This is a genomic window from Chryseobacterium sp. GP-SGM7, from assembly GCF_049166575.1.
Lineage (GTDB): Bacteria > Bacteroidota > Bacteroidia > Flavobacteriales > Weeksellaceae > Chryseobacterium.
In genome coordinates this window covers 147,143-164,760 of the sequence record NZ_JBMHFF010000005.1, presented here as the reverse complement: position 1 = coordinate 164,760, position 17,618 = coordinate 147,143, and the positions used below count along the sequence as shown (strand labels likewise).

The 17,618-nt window shown below is 33.2% G+C and carries 15 protein-coding genes; 2 read left to right on the top strand and 13 right to left on the bottom strand.

Features of this window, described 5'->3' with window-relative positions; translation table 11 throughout:
- Positions 1 to 432 precede the first annotated feature (432 nt).
- The 13 genes from ACOOWA_RS17495 to ACOOWA_RS17435 form a co-directional block, all read right to left on the bottom strand.
- The gene (locus tag ACOOWA_RS17495) at positions 433 to 903 is read right to left on the bottom strand and encodes a hypothetical protein (protein WP_421377141.1); all 471 of its coding nucleotides are present in this window, start codon (positions 901 to 903) and stop codon (positions 433 to 435) included.
- Between the two features lie 60 nt (positions 904 to 963).
- Positions 964 to 1,497, bottom strand: coding sequence for a hypothetical protein (locus ACOOWA_RS17490; RefSeq protein ID WP_421377139.1), 534 nt, complete (start codon positions 1,495 to 1,497; stop codon positions 964 to 966).
- Positions 1,494 to 4,220 carry a hypothetical protein gene (locus tag ACOOWA_RS17485; protein WP_421377138.1) on the bottom strand — a complete coding sequence of 909 codons (2,727 nt, stop codon included), beginning with the start codon at positions 4,218 to 4,220 and terminating at the stop codon, positions 1,494 to 1,496. The genes ACOOWA_RS17490 and ACOOWA_RS17485 overlap by 4 nt, the downstream gene beginning before the upstream one ends.
- A complete protein-coding gene (locus tag ACOOWA_RS17480; RefSeq protein ID WP_421377137.1) occupies positions 4,213 to 5,013 on the bottom strand; it encodes a WxL protein host-binding domain-containing protein in 801 nt (266 codons plus the stop codon). Before ACOOWA_RS17480 ends, ACOOWA_RS17485 begins: the two co-directional genes overlap by 8 nt.
- A 99-nt stretch (positions 5,014 to 5,112) precedes the next feature.
- A complete protein-coding gene (locus tag ACOOWA_RS17475) occupies positions 5,113 to 5,682 on the bottom strand; it encodes a hypothetical protein (RefSeq protein WP_421377136.1) in 570 nt (189 codons plus the stop codon).
- A 238-nt stretch (positions 5,683 to 5,920) separates the two neighbouring features.
- On the bottom strand, positions 5,921 to 8,266 hold the full coding sequence (locus tag ACOOWA_RS17470) for a phosphocholine-specific phospholipase C (protein WP_421377134.1): 2,346 nt from the start codon (positions 8,264 to 8,266) through the stop codon (positions 5,921 to 5,923).
- 141 nt (positions 8,267 to 8,407) lie between these two features.
- Positions 8,408 to 9,886, bottom strand: a complete 1,479-nt coding sequence (locus ACOOWA_RS17465; protein ID WP_421377133.1) for a hypothetical protein — start codon at positions 9,884 to 9,886, stop codon at positions 8,408 to 8,410.
- A 284-nt stretch (positions 9,887 to 10,170) separates the two neighbouring features.
- Entirely contained in the window at positions 10,171 to 10,965 is a 795-nt protein-coding gene (locus ACOOWA_RS17460) for an SDR family oxidoreductase (protein ID WP_421377131.1), read from the bottom strand.
- Between the two features lie 86 nt (positions 10,966 to 11,051).
- Entirely contained in the window at positions 11,052 to 11,630 is a 579-nt protein-coding gene (locus ACOOWA_RS17455; RefSeq protein ID WP_421377129.1) for a Uma2 family endonuclease, read from the bottom strand.
- A 9-nt stretch (positions 11,631 to 11,639) separates the two neighbouring features.
- On the bottom strand, positions 11,640 to 12,221 hold the full coding sequence (locus ACOOWA_RS17450; protein WP_421377128.1) for a Uma2 family endonuclease: 582 nt from the start codon (positions 12,219 to 12,221) through the stop codon (positions 11,640 to 11,642).
- Positions 12,222 to 12,256: 35 nt separating this feature from the next.
- A complete protein-coding gene (locus tag ACOOWA_RS17445; protein ID WP_421377126.1) occupies positions 12,257 to 13,477 on the bottom strand; it encodes a 3-phosphoshikimate 1-carboxyvinyltransferase in 1,221 nt (406 codons plus the stop codon).
- Positions 13,478 to 13,567: 90 nt separating this feature from the next.
- A complete protein-coding gene (locus tag ACOOWA_RS17440; RefSeq protein ID WP_089795508.1) occupies positions 13,568 to 13,894 on the bottom strand; it encodes a nucleotide pyrophosphohydrolase in 327 nt (108 codons plus the stop codon).
- Between the two features lie 99 nt (positions 13,895 to 13,993).
- Positions 13,994 to 15,409: a hypothetical protein gene (locus ACOOWA_RS17435; protein WP_421377124.1), complete on the bottom strand. Its 1,416-nt coding sequence runs from the start codon at positions 15,407 to 15,409 to the stop codon at positions 13,994 to 13,996.
- A gap of 257 nt (positions 15,410 to 15,666) precedes the next feature.
- On the opposite strand from ACOOWA_RS17435, the gene ACOOWA_RS17430 reads away from it, so the two are divergent.
- Positions 15,667 to 15,918 (top strand): type B 50S ribosomal protein L31, encoded by a 252-nt coding sequence (locus tag ACOOWA_RS17430; protein WP_056075185.1) that lies wholly within the window; start codon positions 15,667 to 15,669, stop codon positions 15,916 to 15,918.
- A 200-nt stretch (positions 15,919 to 16,118) separates the two neighbouring features.
- Positions 16,119 to 17,279, top strand: coding sequence for a GlmU family protein (locus tag ACOOWA_RS17425; protein ID WP_421377122.1), 1,161 nt, complete (start codon positions 16,119 to 16,121; stop codon positions 17,277 to 17,279).
- Positions 17,280 to 17,618 lie beyond the last annotated feature (339 nt).

Sequence of the window (17,618 nt, the reverse complement as noted above, 5' to 3'; positions counted from 1 at the left end):
TAAAGTTTCATACAGTCTTATACATCTTTGTATCAGACTTTTTTGGATATAAACTAAAGGATATGCAAAAAGAATTCAAATTAACAATTTAAAAAGGCAAAGGGCAAATTCAAATGCAAAAGGCAAATTTAAAACAAAAAGCAAAAGGCAAATGCAAAAAGAAAGCAAAACAACATGCAAGTTTTAATATTCTTAGTTCAATATTTATAGTTCAAAACTGAAACACCAATATTAAAATTAAAACTTCAGAGCTCAACATGAAAATTCTAAATTCTCTGTTGTGAATTTAAGATTGATCTCAATGTTTTGATCTGTATTTAATTCAATTATTTATAATTACCAACAGTTTTACATACACTCTTGATAGGAGAATGTCTTTCAATAATTTCAAAAGATATACATTTTGTATAAATTTCCTGGAGCATCAAAATCTTAAGGAGGACCTATTGTAAAGATGATTCTGCTGTTGTAATTTGCTGCGGGAATTGTTACTGAAACTCCTGTTAATTGTAATTGAATTGGTATATTAGAGTAAGAGGCCAATGCTAATACTGCAGTAATTCTGAATAATTCTAAATCTGTTGTGGTGACCGTTTGATACGCTGTTCCTCCTGTAATTGTGCATAAAACGCAAATTGTAGAGCCGTTCCCTGTTCTCCTTGCATGCAAAACCAAATTTGAATTCCATATAGGATTAGGCTCATAACGAACCGAAACTTTTGCATTTCCAAGTAGTAAAGGAACGCTTGCATTCATTAATATTTGATTACTGGAACTTTCATAAGTTCCTGCATAATCTGTTCCTGCTTCTGTGATCGAAGGAATGGTTACAACCCAGTTATTTCCGGCTAGTGTTAAGCTTTGTGCAAATAAATTATTTGAGAATAGAATATACAGAATCACTATAATTTTAAATAATACTAACCGTGGGGAGCTATAATAAAATTTCATGAGTATTAATTTTTATTCAGTGATTGTAAAAGTGATAACAATCGGAGTATTTGTAGTTGCAGATAAATTACCGTATGTATTTGAAGAAATACTTATCGTAAGTCTATGTCCGTTGTTTGATCCGTTTCCTGTAAAAGCTCCGCCAATTCCACTTATTAATGTTTTTGAAGTTGTATTTAAAGTTATTTGTGCCGCAGGTATTCCGAGTGTACCTCCGCCGGTTCCGGAAGCTGATGCAGCCTGAATTTTTATATCAATACCCGGTAAAACCTGATTGACAGATGCAGTAATTCGTCTTGCTAATCCTCCCAATGAAATTGCGGATGTATAATTGATCCATTTTGTTGTATTTGCAGCAGGAGCTAAGACAGGTTTTCCTGCTTCCGTAGGTGCAGTAAAATTCATTATTACAGTTCCGGCTGGCTCAATATCCATCAAAGTTACTACAGGCAGGGTTATTCCTACAGTTCGGTTTCCTGTAGTTTGTGAAAATAGACTGCAAGGAATAATAAAACTGATAAAAAAAGATATTTTTAGGCCACTCATCTTTGATTTTTGTTATCGTTATAGCTTACCTTTATTGATTCCTGCTGATATTTTATTTCTGATGATTGCTTAACAACATTGACGGTCATATTTTTTATTTCTGCTGATTTTAAATTAAATTCAAATTGATCAATAGGTATTTTATATCTTTTATCTAAACCGTTACGGTAAATTTTCACTTTCCAGTCTCCGGGACGCAGATAAGTAAAATCGAAAGATTCGCCAATAACAGCTATTTTTCTGAAAGTCTGTTGCCCGTTCGTAGTTTCTATAATGAGATTCTCTTTGCTTTTCTTTGTTTTTTTTGATGGAATTTGGGCAAAACTCAGTCTGTTTTCCTGCTCGGTATAATCAATTTTTCCCTGAATTTTTGCTGCACTGGTTAATCCGAAGTTGAATATATTTTCTTTATTCGTTAAGATTAACGAAACAGGTATATTTCGATTTGTAATATCATTCATTTCTGTTGTTGACCTGTCAATTTCTAAGACATACTCTCCGGGATTAATATTTTTAAATATAAAATTTCCGTTTTTATCGGTAATAGAAAGATGATTACCTAAAATTAATTTGATTCCACTCACTTTCTTTACCCCCAAATTTTCTATATTTCCCGATAGGGTCGTATATTCTGCAATTTTTTGGGTTGGGATATTCATTTTTAGAGTATAGCGTAACGAAAAAATAAAGTCTCTATTCCCCAATTCTCCCCTCTGTATATTGTATCTCGCAGAAAAATCAAATTCATGACTGCGAAGAAACTGCTGATGAAAAAGCAATTCAAAAAGATTCCTGTCTGTATAATAATCTTCAGGCATATAATTATTCTGGTAAAAAATGCTGAAAAATGTTTTTTCTGAAAACCGGCTTAAAATTCTTGTGCCATAGTAAAATTGTCTTTGATTTTGCAACTGGTAACGTGAAGTGTGCGCATAACTTCCATATAAATTGAATGAAGTTTTAAATTTTTCGAAAGCGATATTTGCTGTATAAAAACTTGATTTTCCCGAAAAGCCTGTTAAATAATTATCTGTTTTCCCGAATTGACCTTCAAGATTCAATTGAAAAATTCCGATTTGCTGATCTATTGATAATTTAAAAAAACGCTCACCATAATCAAATTCTTTTGGCATCAATCTGTCTTCGTACCGTTGTGAACCATTATTAATGATTAAGTTTCCGGTTTTAGAATATTTATACTGAATCCCGTATTGCAAAAATTTGCGGTAAGGTGCTGCCAGAAATAAAGTATCTCTCTGAAAATTTTTTGCATCCTGCACATAATTGGCAGTGAGGTGAATCTGCTTGGTTAATTGGTACTGAAAACTGCCGTTAAATGTACTTGTATTATTAAAATATCCTGCATATTCTGGGCTTGCTTTCATAAATATAGCATTTCCGCGTAGTCTTTCAAAGTTGGCAATTGTTTGGATCATATAAGCCGTGCCGTTTGTTTTTTCGGTTTTGCTGTACGATGTTTCTCCGGATATTTCAATATTTTTATTGAGTTTAAATTTTCCGGTGAGATAAGGCAAATGGGCATTAGAATCTAGACGAATATTCGTAAAACCAATATTTTCATTGTCTGTTCTTGGTATTTTATACAAATATCCTGCAGTGATTTCAGATTCTTTTGCAATCTTTAGTTTAGAATAAATGTTAAATTCATCTTTAATATCTTTAAAAAATCTGGGATGATTATAAAATCCGCCTAAACTTATATTTTTTAAGTCAAAACGAATTTCGGCTCCTCTTCCGTATCTTGCAAACTCCGTTAAATAGGAAGAAGAATAATTTTTATCGCCAAGATGAATAAATAGATTATCACGTTTATAGTTCACAAAATATTCTTCATAAAATGTAAAAGAATTAAATTCTACAGGATTTTTGTTCACAGCACGAAATTCCAAAAGATTTTTATTTTCTTCATCCAGACTTCCTTTTCCATAAATCTCACCCTGAAAACCGTCATCATATTTCCCCCGGTTTTTCATTCCTAGAAAAGAAAACGACGCAGAAACCGGAAATCTGTGAAAAATATCGTCCTCAATCTGGTGTACAGAAATAATTTTCACCACAGAATATGCTGTTTTGTTTTCCTGTGGTTTGTCTTTCGAATAAACTGTAAGACTTAGATTTTGATATTCGTTTTTTCCTAAGCTGGATGAAGTATTTTTGGTAATGGTAATAATTTTACCTTCTCCGGGAGCTAAAATTAAAGTTGCAGCTTCATTTATTACAGCATTTTGACTTTCCAATATTAAATTTTCAGAAATATTTCCGTTATTTTTTAATAGGAAGGTAGAAATGATCTTTTCTCCCGCTTTTACAAATTCTGGCGATTCTAAAGAAGTAAGAGATAATTTTCTGTTCCCTGAAATGAAAAAATCTGAACTTTGGCTGTATTTTTCACCAGTATTCTTTTCAATACTTTCTAATAAAACAGAATATTTTCCTTGTGGTGTTTCAGGGGCTATTTTTAGCGGAACAATATATGTTTTGCTCTCATGAGGAGAGATGGTTAATTTTCCATTTTTTAGAATCGGGATAATATGAGTATTTGAAGTTTCAACTTTCAAATCATACATTTTGGTCTCAGACGTTTTATTTTCTACTGTAAAAGAAATAGAAGTGAATGTTCCCGGCTGTAAACTATCTTTTTTCTGCGAAAAAGTAAGAACCGAGAAAAATAGTGTAAAATAAATAATCCATTTCTTAGTCATTCTTTATTTCTAGTTCAACATTCATCGCAAAAGCATTTTCCTCTTCGTCGGTTGCAATCAGTACGGCATTGTAGTGATCAGGTGGCATTTTGCTGATATCTATATGGAATGATTTTGAAGTCTGCGGTAATAGTCCCATCGCAAGACTTGAAAAAGTTCCTAATTTCTGACCATTTTTCTTATTGTAAATTTCAATAGTTGCCGTAGGTTTACAGTACAGGTTTCCTTTATTCGAAATGGCAATTTTTAAAATTTGTTTTGTGGCTTCCTTTTCTATTTTTACCTCTTCAAATTTCAAATCGGGTTTTGCTCTTTCAGCATCTACATCGGTAATGATCTGTATGGCATACCGTACTACTGAAGTGATACTTATTCCCTGTTTTTCGTTATTGGGTTTAATATTTTCTACGGGTTCCACAATCACGACACTCCAATAGCTTCCTGCATCTTCCGTCTTTGCAGGGATTGTAATTTCATAGAATACTTCAGTCTTCTCCTTTGCCTTTAAACTGATAAGATTTGTATTGAGTTTAATCCAGTTGGAATTCGTTTTTACATTGGTATTGGTTGTTGTATAATGTATAGATCGATCAGATTGATAAGTAAAATCCTGTAGAAAAAGTTTTACACTTTGAGGCTGACTGCTAATATTTTCAATGGATATTTTTCCTTTGTAGACTTTCCCGTTCTCTACTTTATAACTGTGGGAAAGACCGTTTAAAATAACAATATTAGCCTTCAGAAGCCAAAAAGGAAGAAGGAGAATAAGAAGTAAGGGGATGCGACTTATCATTTTTGATGTAAGTTTAAGTTGTAATAAAAGAGTAAGTAAAACCAGGGAGAAACTTTTATTAAAATTTCTCCTTGATTAGAAGATAAGTATTTTCAGATTTTAGTTATCCGAAATTGTGTATGTAACCTTTGCAACGGCAGTTGTAGTTGCCTGTAGATCTGCATAGTTTGCAATTCCGCCCACTGCAGCCAATGCATAGGTTAAATTGTGACCGTTGTTTGCACCATCTCCTGTGTAAGCGCTTCCGATTCCTGAAATAATTGTTTGGTCTGCTGCGCTCAAAGTCAAAAGAGGAGACGGAGATCCTAGAGTACCTCCACCGGCTCCGGTTGCTGTAGCCGCTGTTACATTAATGTTCACTCCCGGTATCAAAGCATCCAATTTCACCGAAACAGTACGGGTAGCATCGGTAACAGATTTTATGGAAGAATAATTCAGCCAGAGTGTATTATCAGATCCGGTCGGAGTTACAGGAAGGCCTGCTTCCGTTGGAGCTGTAAAGCCTAAAGTGATGTTTTTGCTTGCGGCGGGTTCTATATCCACTAGTGCAACTTCGGGAACGGAAATCGTAATATTATGATTATCTGCATTGGAATCCTGAGCGTTTAGATTTGCAGAGAAAGCAAATGCTGCTAATAACATAGCTAAACTAAATGTTGTTTTTCTCATAGTGTTAATTTAAGTTTTTGTGAAGGTAATAAAAAATTCAAAATAAAAGGAAATATTTGAGATAAATTTTTGTTATTACCTGTTCATTTCCAATGCTTTAAAATAATATTAACTTATTATTATGCATAATTATTAATTTTTTATAGAAAAATTTTATGACTAAAATCAAAAACAAAAAAAATCTTACATAAAAATTTACATAAGACCTTTTTATATTTTTTTATTAAAATTATTAGAATTATTCCCAGTGCGGATCAGTTACTGTAGGTTTTCCGGATTCTAATCTCCCGGCAAAATGCCAACTGTTGTCTTCGTTTTTTATTTTAATGTCATACCAGCCTTTGGTTTTGTCGAGGTTAAAAATTATTTTTTCCTCAGAAGAATCCAGGGTTATGTCTCGTTTCTTTCTTTCGTACAGATTTTCCAGGCCTACGGTAAGATTTTCTTTGACTAAACGGTTTATTCTCACCTCAACTTCATTTTTAGAAACATTATTGAACAAAGTAACTTCAATGAGAGGTTTTTTACTTCCTTTAAATTTTCGGATAAATCCGTTTGGGCCAATTATCTCATAGTTGTAATTCTCAGAAACGATCTTATGAGAAAGTTTCTTATCCGAATAAAGCGCATAAGAGAAATAATAATCAGGCGTATTAAATTTATTTTTGTCATAAATTATCAACGGAACTGCAGTGTCTCTGAGATTAGTCATCGTAATCTCATCATTTTCAAAATTGACGTTATAGTCATACGGTAATGGGTTTGATGGTTTCATGCCTCTTTCCTGAATTTCAAGTAATTTATTATTGAGATTTTTTTCAGAATACCATTTGAGATTGGGTGTAGGTTTATTTTTTGCTGAATTAATGGTCTTTAAGTACTCTTTTTGATCCAGATAATCCATTTTTGGGATTTTGCTTTCAGATGTGTTAAAGGCAGATGTCAAATCACTGCAGATGGCTCTTCGCCAATCGCTGATATTTTCAACGATTACATCTTTATTATATTTTTTATGAATGAATTTTTCTAAAAACTGTAAAACCGAAGTATGATCCGAAACCTGAGAATTTACAAAGCCACCCTTCGTCCACGGTGAAGCAATAATCATCGGAACTCGGAATCCTAAACCAACCGTTCCCTCAATTCTTTCGTTATCATCAAGGGTATGAAGTGACATATATTCCTGGTCTTTATTTACATATTCAGCTCCTTCTTTCCCATTCATATCTACTGGCTGATTCGGATTCACAGGTGGTGCGAAAGGTACAACATGATCAAAATAACCGTCGTTTTCATCATAATTAATAATGAAAATGGTTTTTTTCCACGTTTCAGGATCTTTAGTTAAAATATTTAAAACTTCAGAAATATACCACGCTCCGTACCATGGCGAACTTGGATGATCAGAAAAACGCTCCGGAGCAACCAGCCAGGAAACCAAAGGAAGCTTTTTTTCTTCAACATCTTTTCTGAACTGATGTAGAATATCTCCTTTTGGAACGACCAGTCTTTCGCCATTTTCATCGGTTTCAATTTCTACATTCCAATAATCGGGATCGTCGGAATTGATTGTAAATGCTTTTTCGTGAAGATTTTTTTCTTTTTTTGAGAGCTTTGCGAAATTATCAGGGTGATATTTTATTAAATCTTCTTCAAGATCTTTGATTATATTTTCAAAATGATCTTTTTGCTGCGGATTTTTTTCAATTTCAGATTTTAAACTATGTATAAGATTCGGAATGTTTTTGTGATACCCTTTAGAGAATTTCACATTAAAATTAGAAAACCATTCAATCGGATTATCGGTAAAATTCCCCAACCATGATTCTTCTTCACCCTGCATTCCTTTTGGAAGGCTTATTTCGTTCTGATAAATTTTCCAGGAAATATTCTGATCTTCTAAAATCTCAGGAAAACTTTTCCATTTTGCCTGTCTGTTTTTATCGTAATCAATATTATCATTATAAACATTGGCTTTTGCTTTACCATTCTGCTGTTCCCGAATGGTTCCTGACCAATGGAAAAGCCGGTTTGGGGTAGTTCCTGTTAAAGATGAACAAAAATATTGATCGAAAATCGTAAATGAATCTGCCAATTGATAATAAAAAGGTAAATCTTCACGGTTGTAATAGCCCAAAGTTAAAGGTATTTTTTTATACTCTTTGTTTCCGGAAGCTTTTGCCTGAAGCCATTTATCACACTTCATTCCATTCAAAGCATATTGCTGATCATGCCATGAATGTGGAAGCGAACTCATCCATGTTGATTTTGTGTTTTTTAAATCTAATCTTCCTGGAGCTGCATATTTTCCTTCATCATCTTTCTGGAAAAATACAGACAGACCATCTTCTTTCACAAATGCAGTCTGGTCTAAAAATCCGCGAACCCCTTTCAGAGCTCCGAAAGTATGATCAAATGATCTGTTTTCCTGCATTAAAATAACTACATGTTCTGCATCATAAAATGTAGATCCCGATGTTGCTTCAATCGTTAAAGCCTTTAAAATAGCAGGATGCAGCATGTTTGATGTGCCCAAACCTGCCATTAAAATACCCGATTTTTCTAAAAATTCTCTTCTGTTCATTCCAGTTATTCTGCGTTAGAAAAGAAGGGCAATATATCAAGAAATTTCTAGGCTCTGATTATAGAAATGTTAAGAAATTATTAGATTTCAGGTACTGTGGAAATTTACACAAATTGTTTTTGAAAAGATTTTACGTATAAACTAAAATCTGCTCAGAATTCCCCAGTGAATTTTTATGTCATTAAATTTAAAAGGATTTCCAAACTCGTTACCATTCGAGAGCTGGAAACTCATCAAACCAATGGGAATAAAGAAATTAAATCCAAGACCGACACTGTAAAGCTTTGGTTTTACATTGAGCGATTTGTTATTGAGCTGTCCGTATTGCCCGAAAACGTCGAAAAACGCCTGACTCCCGATGAGATAGCGATATTCTAATCCGCCATAGTAATAGAAATCGGCGGCGAGTGAGTTTTCATTGAAACCCCGGAGAGAATTCCAGCCTCCAAAACGATACAATTCGTTGGCGGAGAAATCAATTTTAGAATCCATCATTGCACCTTCTCCTTTGATATTCAGAAAATGATTTCCGTTGATATGATAATTGTATTCGCCAAAAAAATAAAACTGATTCTGATTGGCTTTTATATTTTCTTTGGTGTAATTGGTTGCTAAAAAGTCGTACCCAACATTTATCTTAGACTTGTAAAGAAAAAGATCGATATCAGTAGGTTCGGTCATGTCAAAGAAAATACCAATCCCTTTTTTGTTATAATCTTTCCCTTGAATATAAAGGCTGTCAATGATCGTAGAATTTTCAAAAGTTCCTCTCAAACCTATTTTTTGTCGGTTGTTGAGATGATAATAAAACGCAGGCAAAGCTTTTACGTTGGCAAAAGTAGAATCTTGTCTGAAGATATTTACTTTCATATTTAAACCTACGTTCGAGTTAAATAGATAGGGAATATCGGTCTGCAAATCAAAAGTCTGGCCTTTGTCCGGGTTTCTTTGCCAATATAAATTCACGGCTTCAAAACCGTTAAACATATTTTTAAAATTCACATTTAAAGTTCCGTTTAAGGTGAATTTATCTGTTTTATCGTTTCCAAAACCGATTACCCCGTCGAAAGTATTGGTTTTTTTCTTTTCCATAAAGAGATAAATCTGTGTGGAATCTTTAGTGAAAAGTGTTTGTGGCTGCCTTTCTAAAGTGATAAAAGGATGGCTCTGGAAATTTTTATTAATGGCAATCAGGTTTTTGTCATCGTAAGTTTTTCCTTTAAATTCTTTTTCTAAATTTTTGATAAATCTTTTCGGAATTCTCGTGTAACCTTTCGCTACAAAACCGTCGATCGTTCGTTTATTGTTTTTATTAATATCGAGTTCTACAATCGGATAGCCATTTTTCTGACCTTTAAACTGAGATTTTATTCTGCTGAAAGCAAAACCATCATCAATATATCTTTTATTTATTTTTTTCTTTACAGAATCTAAATTTTTAGTGAAGAATTCTTTTTCCAGTTTGAATCGGTCAACAATAGAATCGGAAAGATTCACATAGGTTTCATTGAAGTTTTTTCCTTTATCATAGAAAATCTCTGTAGAATCGCCTTTTACTTTTACTTCCTTTAAGTCGGTGAAAAAATAATTGCTTTGTGCCAAAGAATCTAGAAATTTCACTGCTGAAATTGAATCTTTTACCTTTTTTTTGACTTTTGTTTCCGTATCAATCAGAAAATAATGTTTCTTCTGCGCTTGTAAAAAAACGCAGAGTAGCAGAAAAAATATTTTTAAAAATAACTTCAACTTTATTTAAATTTTAAACCATTCAGTTTTATTTAAGAAGTTAAGATTTTTAAGTTCAGCTTTGCTGGTTCATAATCTATTTGATTATTTAATAAAACTTAACTGCTAAATTCTTCTTAAAGGTTCAAAAATATATTTAATTTTTAAAATAACTGAATTTAAGCCAGTTTATTATACTTCTTCATTAAGTTTTCATACGTTCCCTGCGGAAGAATCCACTTCAAAGGAACGCCGATTTTCTGCCCGAATTTACCGAAATAATAATGAGCCTTCCATTTATTTTTGTTTAAAAGTGAATCTACATATTCTGCAACTTCCAAAGGTTCGGTTCCGTCGCCGACGTGAGAATTCATCAAATTGTACACTTTATTGAACACGCTTTTATAGGGTTCGGAAACTTTTGTTTTAACTCTGTTTTCAGCGATATTGGTTTTGATATCTCCTAAATGAAGTGAACAAACATTCACATTCCAAGGATAAACTTCGTACCTCATCGCTTCGGTAACTTTGTCTAAAGCCGATTTTGAGGCAGAATAAAATCCACGGAAAGGTAATCCCATTTCACTTCCGATACTTGAAACATTGATAATTTGACCGAATTTATTTTCACGCATTTTCGGCATTACTGCGCTCATCATTTGTACAGCTCCGACAAGATTTAGATTAAATAATTTTAAAATATCTTCCTTGGAAGAATCTTCTACAGAACCCACCATTCCCATTCCTGCATTGTTGATCAGAACGTCGATTTTTGTTTCTGTTTTTAAAACTTCTGCAATTGCATTTTGTACAGCGTCATTATCTGTAACATCCGTTGGGATTGATTTGAAATACTGACTTTCGGTTTGTTTTCTGCTCAAGCCATAAACTCTATGACCTTTTTTTCCGAAATATTCTGCTAATACGAAACCTATTCCTGATGAAGTTCCTGTGATGATTATGGTTTTATTCAATTTTTTTAGTTTAAATTAATGAGTTTTCAAAATAAAACTTTGCCATGAAATTTGACAAAGTTTTTAGTTATCGTAAATTGTTTTTACTAAAATTCATACAAATCTTGAGTAGAAAATGTAAGCTCTGGAAAATTTATTGACGTTAAAATTTCACCGTCTGCAAAAGGTTTTCTGCTTATGTATTCGCCATTTTCGAGGCTGTAAATTAAAATGAATTTCTCACTTGGATCGACGACCCAATATTCAGAAATGCCTGATTCCTCATACAAACTGAATTTTAAATTCATCTCTTTTTTTGAATTTCCGGGTGATAAAATTTCAACAACCAAATCCGGTGCACCAAGGCAACCTTTGTCGTCAATTTTACTTCTGTCACAAATCACATATAAATCGGGCTGAACAACTGTTGAAATTTCTCCCGTTTTGTTTGGCAGACGCACGTCAAAGGGAGCATAAAATAATTCACACGATTTATTTTCAAAATAAGAATATAGAGCTTGATTTATTTTTTGTGATATTTTCTGGTGAACAGGAGATGGAGACGGACTCATTTTCAGAATTTTACCTTTGAAAAGCTCTACTCTTTCCTTAAGTTTCCACATAAGATAATCTGCATACGTATACGTTGCATTCATGTCGAGCTGGCTTAGACTGGTGATTTCCATGGGATTTAATTAAAGATTTTCAAAAATTTCTTTTGCCGGAAAAGTTAGTTCCGGGAAAATGTATGATTTCATCATTTCGTCTTCTGTGATCGGTTTTTTTCCGATGAAAATATCCTTCTCCAAAACAAAAATCTGTATTGTTTTTTCTAGAGGATGCACAACCCAATATTCCTGTACACCAAATTCTTCGTAAATGCTATATTTTAGGCTAAGTTCTTTCTTTGAGTTTCCCGGTGAAATAATTTCTATAATTAAATCTGGTGCTCCCAAACAACCTTTGTCGTCAATTTTTGAAGAATCACAAATCACACATAAATCAGGCTGAAAGACATTTTTTGTATCGCCATTTTTATTTTGAAATCTTACGTCAAATGGCGCCGAAAAAACATCACATTGGCGGTTTTTAAAAAAGTTGTAAAAAATTCCGGTGAAACGAAAAGATATTTTCTGGTGAACAGGAGACGGAGCCGGACTCATTTTCAGAATTTTACCTTTGAACAGCTCTACTCTTTCCTTAAGTTCCCACATAAGATAATCTGCATACGTATACGTTGCATTCATATCGAGCTGGCTTAGACTGGTGATTTCCATGGGTTTAAGATTGACAAATGATCAAACAAATTTAATCATTTTAAAATTAGCGATTCAGACAAATCTTCCCAAAACATCGGGTACGATTTTTCTACCACATTTTCATCTTCAATATTTAAATCTTTAATCAGACAAAACGGTGCAAAACTCATCGCCATTCTGTGATCCTGGTAGGTTTTAATGGAAATATTTTCCTGCGGTTTATTAAAACTCACTGATTTTATTGTAGAATCAGAAATTTCTGTTTCTGTTCCCAGTTTTTGCAATTCATTATATAAAGCTGATAATCTGTCGGTTTCTTTTACTCTCAAAGTTCCCAGTCCTGAAATTTCAAAGGAAATTTTCAAAGCTGAAGCCGTTACGCAAAGAGTCTGAGCAATATCCGGACAATTATTCATATCCAGGATAATTTTTTCAGGAAATTGGAAATCTTCAATCGGTTCAAGCGTTAATTGATGTTTGTTTTCTGTAAAAATGGTTTTAATTCCAAAAAAATCTTCATAAATTTTTGCAATCGCAGAATCTCCCTGGGTTGATTCTTTGTAAAAACTTTTCAGATGAATTGTTTCTCTTCCTAATGCCGCAAAAGAGTAAAAGTAGGATGCTGAACTCCAATCGCTTTCTACTTCATAGTTGATGGTTGATGGTTGATGGTTGGTTGATTCTACTTTTATGGTGTTGCCAACGAAACTGTTTTGAATTCCGAATTGGGTTAAAATATCCAAAGTCATTTCAATGTAAGACCTTGAAGTAACTTCACCAACCAAATTAATTTCCAATCCATTTTCAAGTTTTCCAGCAATCAACAGGAGAGAAGTGATAAACTGGCTTGAAATATTGGCAGGAACGTCAACTTTGGGCTGAGTAATTTTTCTACCCGTAATTTTCAAAGGCGGAAAACCTTCATTTTCTAAATATTCAATTTCAACACCCAAGTTTTGCAAAGCAGTGACCAGGTTTTTAATTGGTCGTTCTTTCATTCTTCCAGAACCTGTCAAAATTGTAGTTTTTCCTTCCTTCATCGAATAATATGAGGTCAAAAAACGCATGGCCGTTCCCGCATGATGAATGTCGACGGTTTCAGAATTTTCCGAAAGTGCTTTTTTCAGCAACTGCGTATCCTGAGAATTAGATAAATTCCCGATTTTTATATTTTTAAACAGACTTTCTAAAATCAACAAACGATTCGAAATACTTTTCGAACCGCTGATCTGTACGGTTTTGTTTTTTTTTAATTTTGATTTTTCTAGCTTCATATTCTTTGAGATGGAAGCTGGATGATGGAAGCTAGATGTCTAATGTAGTACCTTATTAAACTTCCGGCTTCCATCATCCGGCTTTCTTCATTATTTCAATTTCTCATTATTCTGATGACGATCTTTATCGCGATCTGTCTTCACTTTCATTTTTTTATCGAAAGCCTCTTGTAAATTCACTCCGGTCTGGTTGGCTAAACATAATGTCACAAACAGCACATCTGCCAATTCTTCGCCAAGATCTTTGCTTTTATCGCTTTCTTTTTCGCTTTGTTCACCATATCTTCGTGCGATAATTCTTGCAACTTCGCCAACTTCTTCCGTCAACATTGCCATATTGGTCAATTCATTGAAATAACGAACACCAATTGTTTTTATCCATTCATCGACTTGCTGTTGTAGGTTTGTGATTTCCATAATTTGTAAATTACCAAGACAAAAATTAAAATAATCAAGGTTTTAAATTAAATGTAATTTAGATTTAGAATCAAATATCAAATATCAAATATCAAATATTTATTGATACGCACCTAAAGTTGGATTGGTAATTCTTGAAGCATTCACAATATCTGTAGGAACCGAATTAGCAATGGTGAGATCACCTTTCCCTCTTGCCGGAGAATCTGCTTTTACACGCAAATTAAGTTTGGCGGTAAAATAGTTTACAAACTTCGGGTCTATATTTTTAAAGCTTTGAATCACACTGTTTGTAGGGTTGTTCTCAAACAAAAAACCGGCGCCGGAAAGATTGCTGTATTTTATGGAAGAGTTTTTAATTAAATAATTAAATTGGTTCGTACCCACTTGTTCTAAATTTACAGAATTATCTTTATCTGAATAAACAATACTGTTGAGGATATTCAAATTCTGAAGAGCTCCGTATTCTTTCTGCCCGTTGTCATTGGTCCATTCATTGGTTGCAAAAATTCCCATACGTTTAAGATTCTGCATGGTTTCAGAATAGTTGGCAATGGTTGAATGGGTGTAAGAATGATTTCCGCCTAAGAAAATTCCTATGGCAGATTCTCCACAGTTATTCATTACTAAATTTTCTGCATTTACTGTAGATGCAACTGCGTAAATTCCGTATTCCTGGAAAGTATGAATGAAAGAATTTTTAATTGTTGCATTCGCTTTTCTCATGTCTAAACCTCTTGTTCCTCCGAAAAGTCTCGTGTGATTCATCAATACATTAGAATTTTCAGCCATTCTGATAGAATTCCAGTTTCTCGGAATCGTATCATAATACGTGTCATTTCTGTCTCCGCGGAAAATTACCTGATCATCTTTTGTTCCGTTAATATTTAGTGTTGCTCCTGTGGAAACCTTCATTCCGCTGTTTTTATGGAAATAAACTTTTGTTCCCGGCTGGATATTAAGATTAATTCCCGGTTCAACTGTCAAATCGCCATAAATAATTTTCGCTTTATTATTAGACCAGGTGGTATTCGAACCGATTACATTCGGGTTTGTTGGCGTTTTGATGAAGAATTCTGCATCCTGAACAACAGAAAACAATGTAACGTGCTGTTGCCCTGCTCCCGTTGTAAACAAAACCCGGTCTTCAGCAATTGCTTCCGGTCCTGAAGCTTGAGGAGCAATTTCAACAAAAATATATAGACTGTCTTTTTTTCTCAAAGGCACGTTCTGGAAATCGTGACCTGGTTTTCCGTCAACATTGATTCTATATAAAGAAGCAGCGCCTTTTTCAAGGTTTATTCTCGGGATCATTACATCTTTATCTTCGTTATTGAATACTTTCACAACGTATGTTTCAGATCTTACCTGGTGATAAACAGTATCACAAAATACAGTGTCCCTTGAAAATCTCAGTTCCTGAGAAGGTGCATCAAAGGTAATGTCATCTTTATCACACGAAATTGCTAAAAACAGCATCCAAAAAGATAAAAAGAGTAATGATTTGAGTTTCATTATGTAAATATTTTTGTTTTTTTAAGATCGTATGCTATCGCTTACCTGATTAAATATAGTCTTAGCGGTTTTCATAGAAATTAAAACTGATATAAGTTTCAAATTTAACGAAAATACTTTAAAATTCTTATCTTTTAAAAAATGTTGATGTTGTATTTGTATATTTTAAAAATTATTGTATTTTTGCAACCTAAAATTTAGCAGAAGAAATACCATTACTATTTCGAAAGCAAACTTTAATTTTTTAAAAATTTATTATGAAAAACGGAATTCACCCAGAAAATTATAGACTTGTTGTTTTCAAAGATATGAGTAACGACGAGGTATTTTTATGTAAGTCTACTGCAGATACAAAAGACACAATCGAGTATGAAGGAACTGAGTACCCATTGATCAAAATGGAGATCTCTTCTACTTCTCACCCTTTCTACACAGGAAAAACTAAATTAGTTGATACTGCAGGTAGAGTAGATAAATTCATGAACAAATACAAAAAATTCGCTAAGTAATTTTTTGATTTTACAATATTTAAAGTCTTTCGGTTTTCCGGAAGACTTTTTTTTGCACTTTAATCAGATTTAAAATTTGAATACCAAAAAATCCTCAAAGGATTTGTATTTTTGTCAATAAGCAGATTTTGGAAATAAAGAGTGATTGTAAACCTCCATCTTCCATCATTCAGCTCCCAACCTAAAAAATTTTTACAGAAATGCAACTCGTATTCTCCGATGCACAATATTGGGAAGATTTTCTTCCGCTTACTTTTACCCGACCGATTGCAGAAATGCGTTGCGGAATTCTTACTTTCTCCGAAAGATGGCAGAAACTTTTAGATTCAACTGAAATTTCCTGGTTTACAGAAATGTATCTTCAGCAAAAATTCAGAGAGCCGGAAAAAAAGGAAAGTCTGTTTTTGGTTTCTAATTTTTTGCCAACGGAAACAGTTATTCAGCAAATTAAAGATTTAAAGCAAGGTGAAGCTTTGGTTTATGAAGACGAATTAGTCGCTGCAAAAATTAATATGGACGGTTTTTCTTTAAATCAGATTGAAAAAATGACTGATATTAAAGAAGAACTTGTTTTCTATAAAAAACCGACAGATTTATTTACATACAATAAAGAGGCGATTGATTTTGATTTTAAACTATTAACAAAAGGAAAATCTTCGCAAAAATTATCTTCCACCAACGGTTTTTTAGGAAATAAGGAAGATTTATTCATTGAAGAAGGTGCAGAAGTTGAATTTTCTACCATCAATACCAAAACCGGAAAAATTTATATAGGCAAAAATGCTGAAGTAATGGAAGGTTGCAATCTTCGTGGTCCGATTGCGCTTTGTGAAAGTTCAAAATTTAATTTAGGAGCAAAAATCTACGGTGCAACTACGGTTGGCCCACATTCCAAAGTGGGTGGTGAAGTGAGCAACATCGTTATTTTTGGATATTCAAATAAAGGTCACGACGGTTTTGTAGGAAATTCTGTAATTGGCGAATGGTGTAATCTCGGAGCAGATACCAATTCTTCCAACCTAAAAAACAATTACGGAAATGTGAAATTGTGGAATTACAGAACAAAAGATTTCAAGGACACAGGTTTACAATTTGCCGGTGTAATTATGGGAGATCATTCTAAAACAGCGATCAATACTCAACTAAATACAGGAACAGTAATTGGTGTGGCTTCTAATATTTTTAGAGAAGGTTTCCCTCCGAATCTGATTGAAAACTTTTCCTGGGGCGGATTTAAAGATGATGAACGTTTTAAATTAGACAAAGCCTACGAAGTTGCTGAAAAAGTAATGGCGAGAAGAAAATTACCTTTAACAGATGATGACAAGGCAATTTTTAAACATATTTTTGAAAACTATTAAAAATATTACTGAGAAAAATTGAATCTTTAAGATGATTTAATTTGTTAAGATTTTAAGTAAATATCTGAAGATATTCATTAAGCTGGTTTCTTAAAGCTAAGCTCAACTTAATAATTCTAAAAAACGTAATAGATCTTAATGGTTTAAAATTAAATGTATGTCCGTAATTTGTAATTATTTAATTTTTAGCTCCATTTTTGTCATTCTGAAAGAATTTCAATACACTGAAATAGAATGATTTAGATTCCTTCGGAAAGACAAAAAAGACTGTCTGTTTTAGTATTATGATTAAAATGGACATACATAAAATTAATTTTTTTTGTATAATAACAATGAAAC

Excerpts from the sequence above, each read along its gene's own strand:
- ACOOWA_RS17490 (WP_421377139.1), bottom strand. The coding sequence starts at position 1,497 with ATGAGTGGCCTAAAAATATCTTTTTTTATCAGTTTTATTATTCCTTGC.
- ACOOWA_RS17485 (WP_421377138.1), bottom strand. The coding sequence starts at position 4,220 with ATGACTAAGAAATGGATTATTTATTTTACACTATTTTTCTCGGTTCTT.
- ACOOWA_RS17480 (WP_421377137.1), bottom strand. The coding sequence starts at position 5,013 with ATGATAAGTCGCATCCCCTTACTTCTTATTCTCCTTCTTCCTTTTTGG.
- ACOOWA_RS17475 (WP_421377136.1), bottom strand. The coding sequence starts at position 5,682 with ATGAGAAAAACAACATTTAGTTTAGCTATGTTATTAGCAGCATTTGCT.
- ACOOWA_RS17470 (WP_421377134.1), bottom strand. The coding sequence starts at position 8,266 with ATGAACAGAAGAGAATTTTTAGAAAAATCGGGTATTTTAATGGCAGGT.
- ACOOWA_RS17455 (WP_421377129.1), bottom strand. The coding sequence starts at position 11,630 with ATGGAAATCACCAGTCTAAGCCAGCTCGACATGAATGCAACGTATACG.
- ACOOWA_RS17450 (WP_421377128.1), bottom strand. The coding sequence starts at position 12,221 with ATGGAAATCACCAGTCTAAGCCAGCTCGATATGAATGCAACGTATACG.
- ACOOWA_RS17445 (WP_421377126.1), bottom strand. The coding sequence starts at position 13,477 with ATGAAGCTAGAAAAATCAAAATTAAAAAAAAACAAAACCGTACAGATC.
- ACOOWA_RS17440 (WP_089795508.1), bottom strand. The coding sequence starts at position 13,894 with ATGGAAATCACAAACCTACAACAGCAAGTCGATGAATGGATAAAAACA.
- ACOOWA_RS17435 (WP_421377124.1), bottom strand. The coding sequence starts at position 15,409 with ATGAAACTCAAATCATTACTCTTTTTATCTTTTTGGATGCTGTTTTTA.
- ACOOWA_RS17430 (WP_056075185.1), top strand. The coding sequence starts at position 15,667 with ATGAAAAACGGAATTCACCCAGAAAATTATAGACTTGTTGTTTTCAAA.
- ACOOWA_RS17425 (WP_421377122.1), top strand. The coding sequence starts at position 16,119 with ATGCAACTCGTATTCTCCGATGCACAATATTGGGAAGATTTTCTTCCG.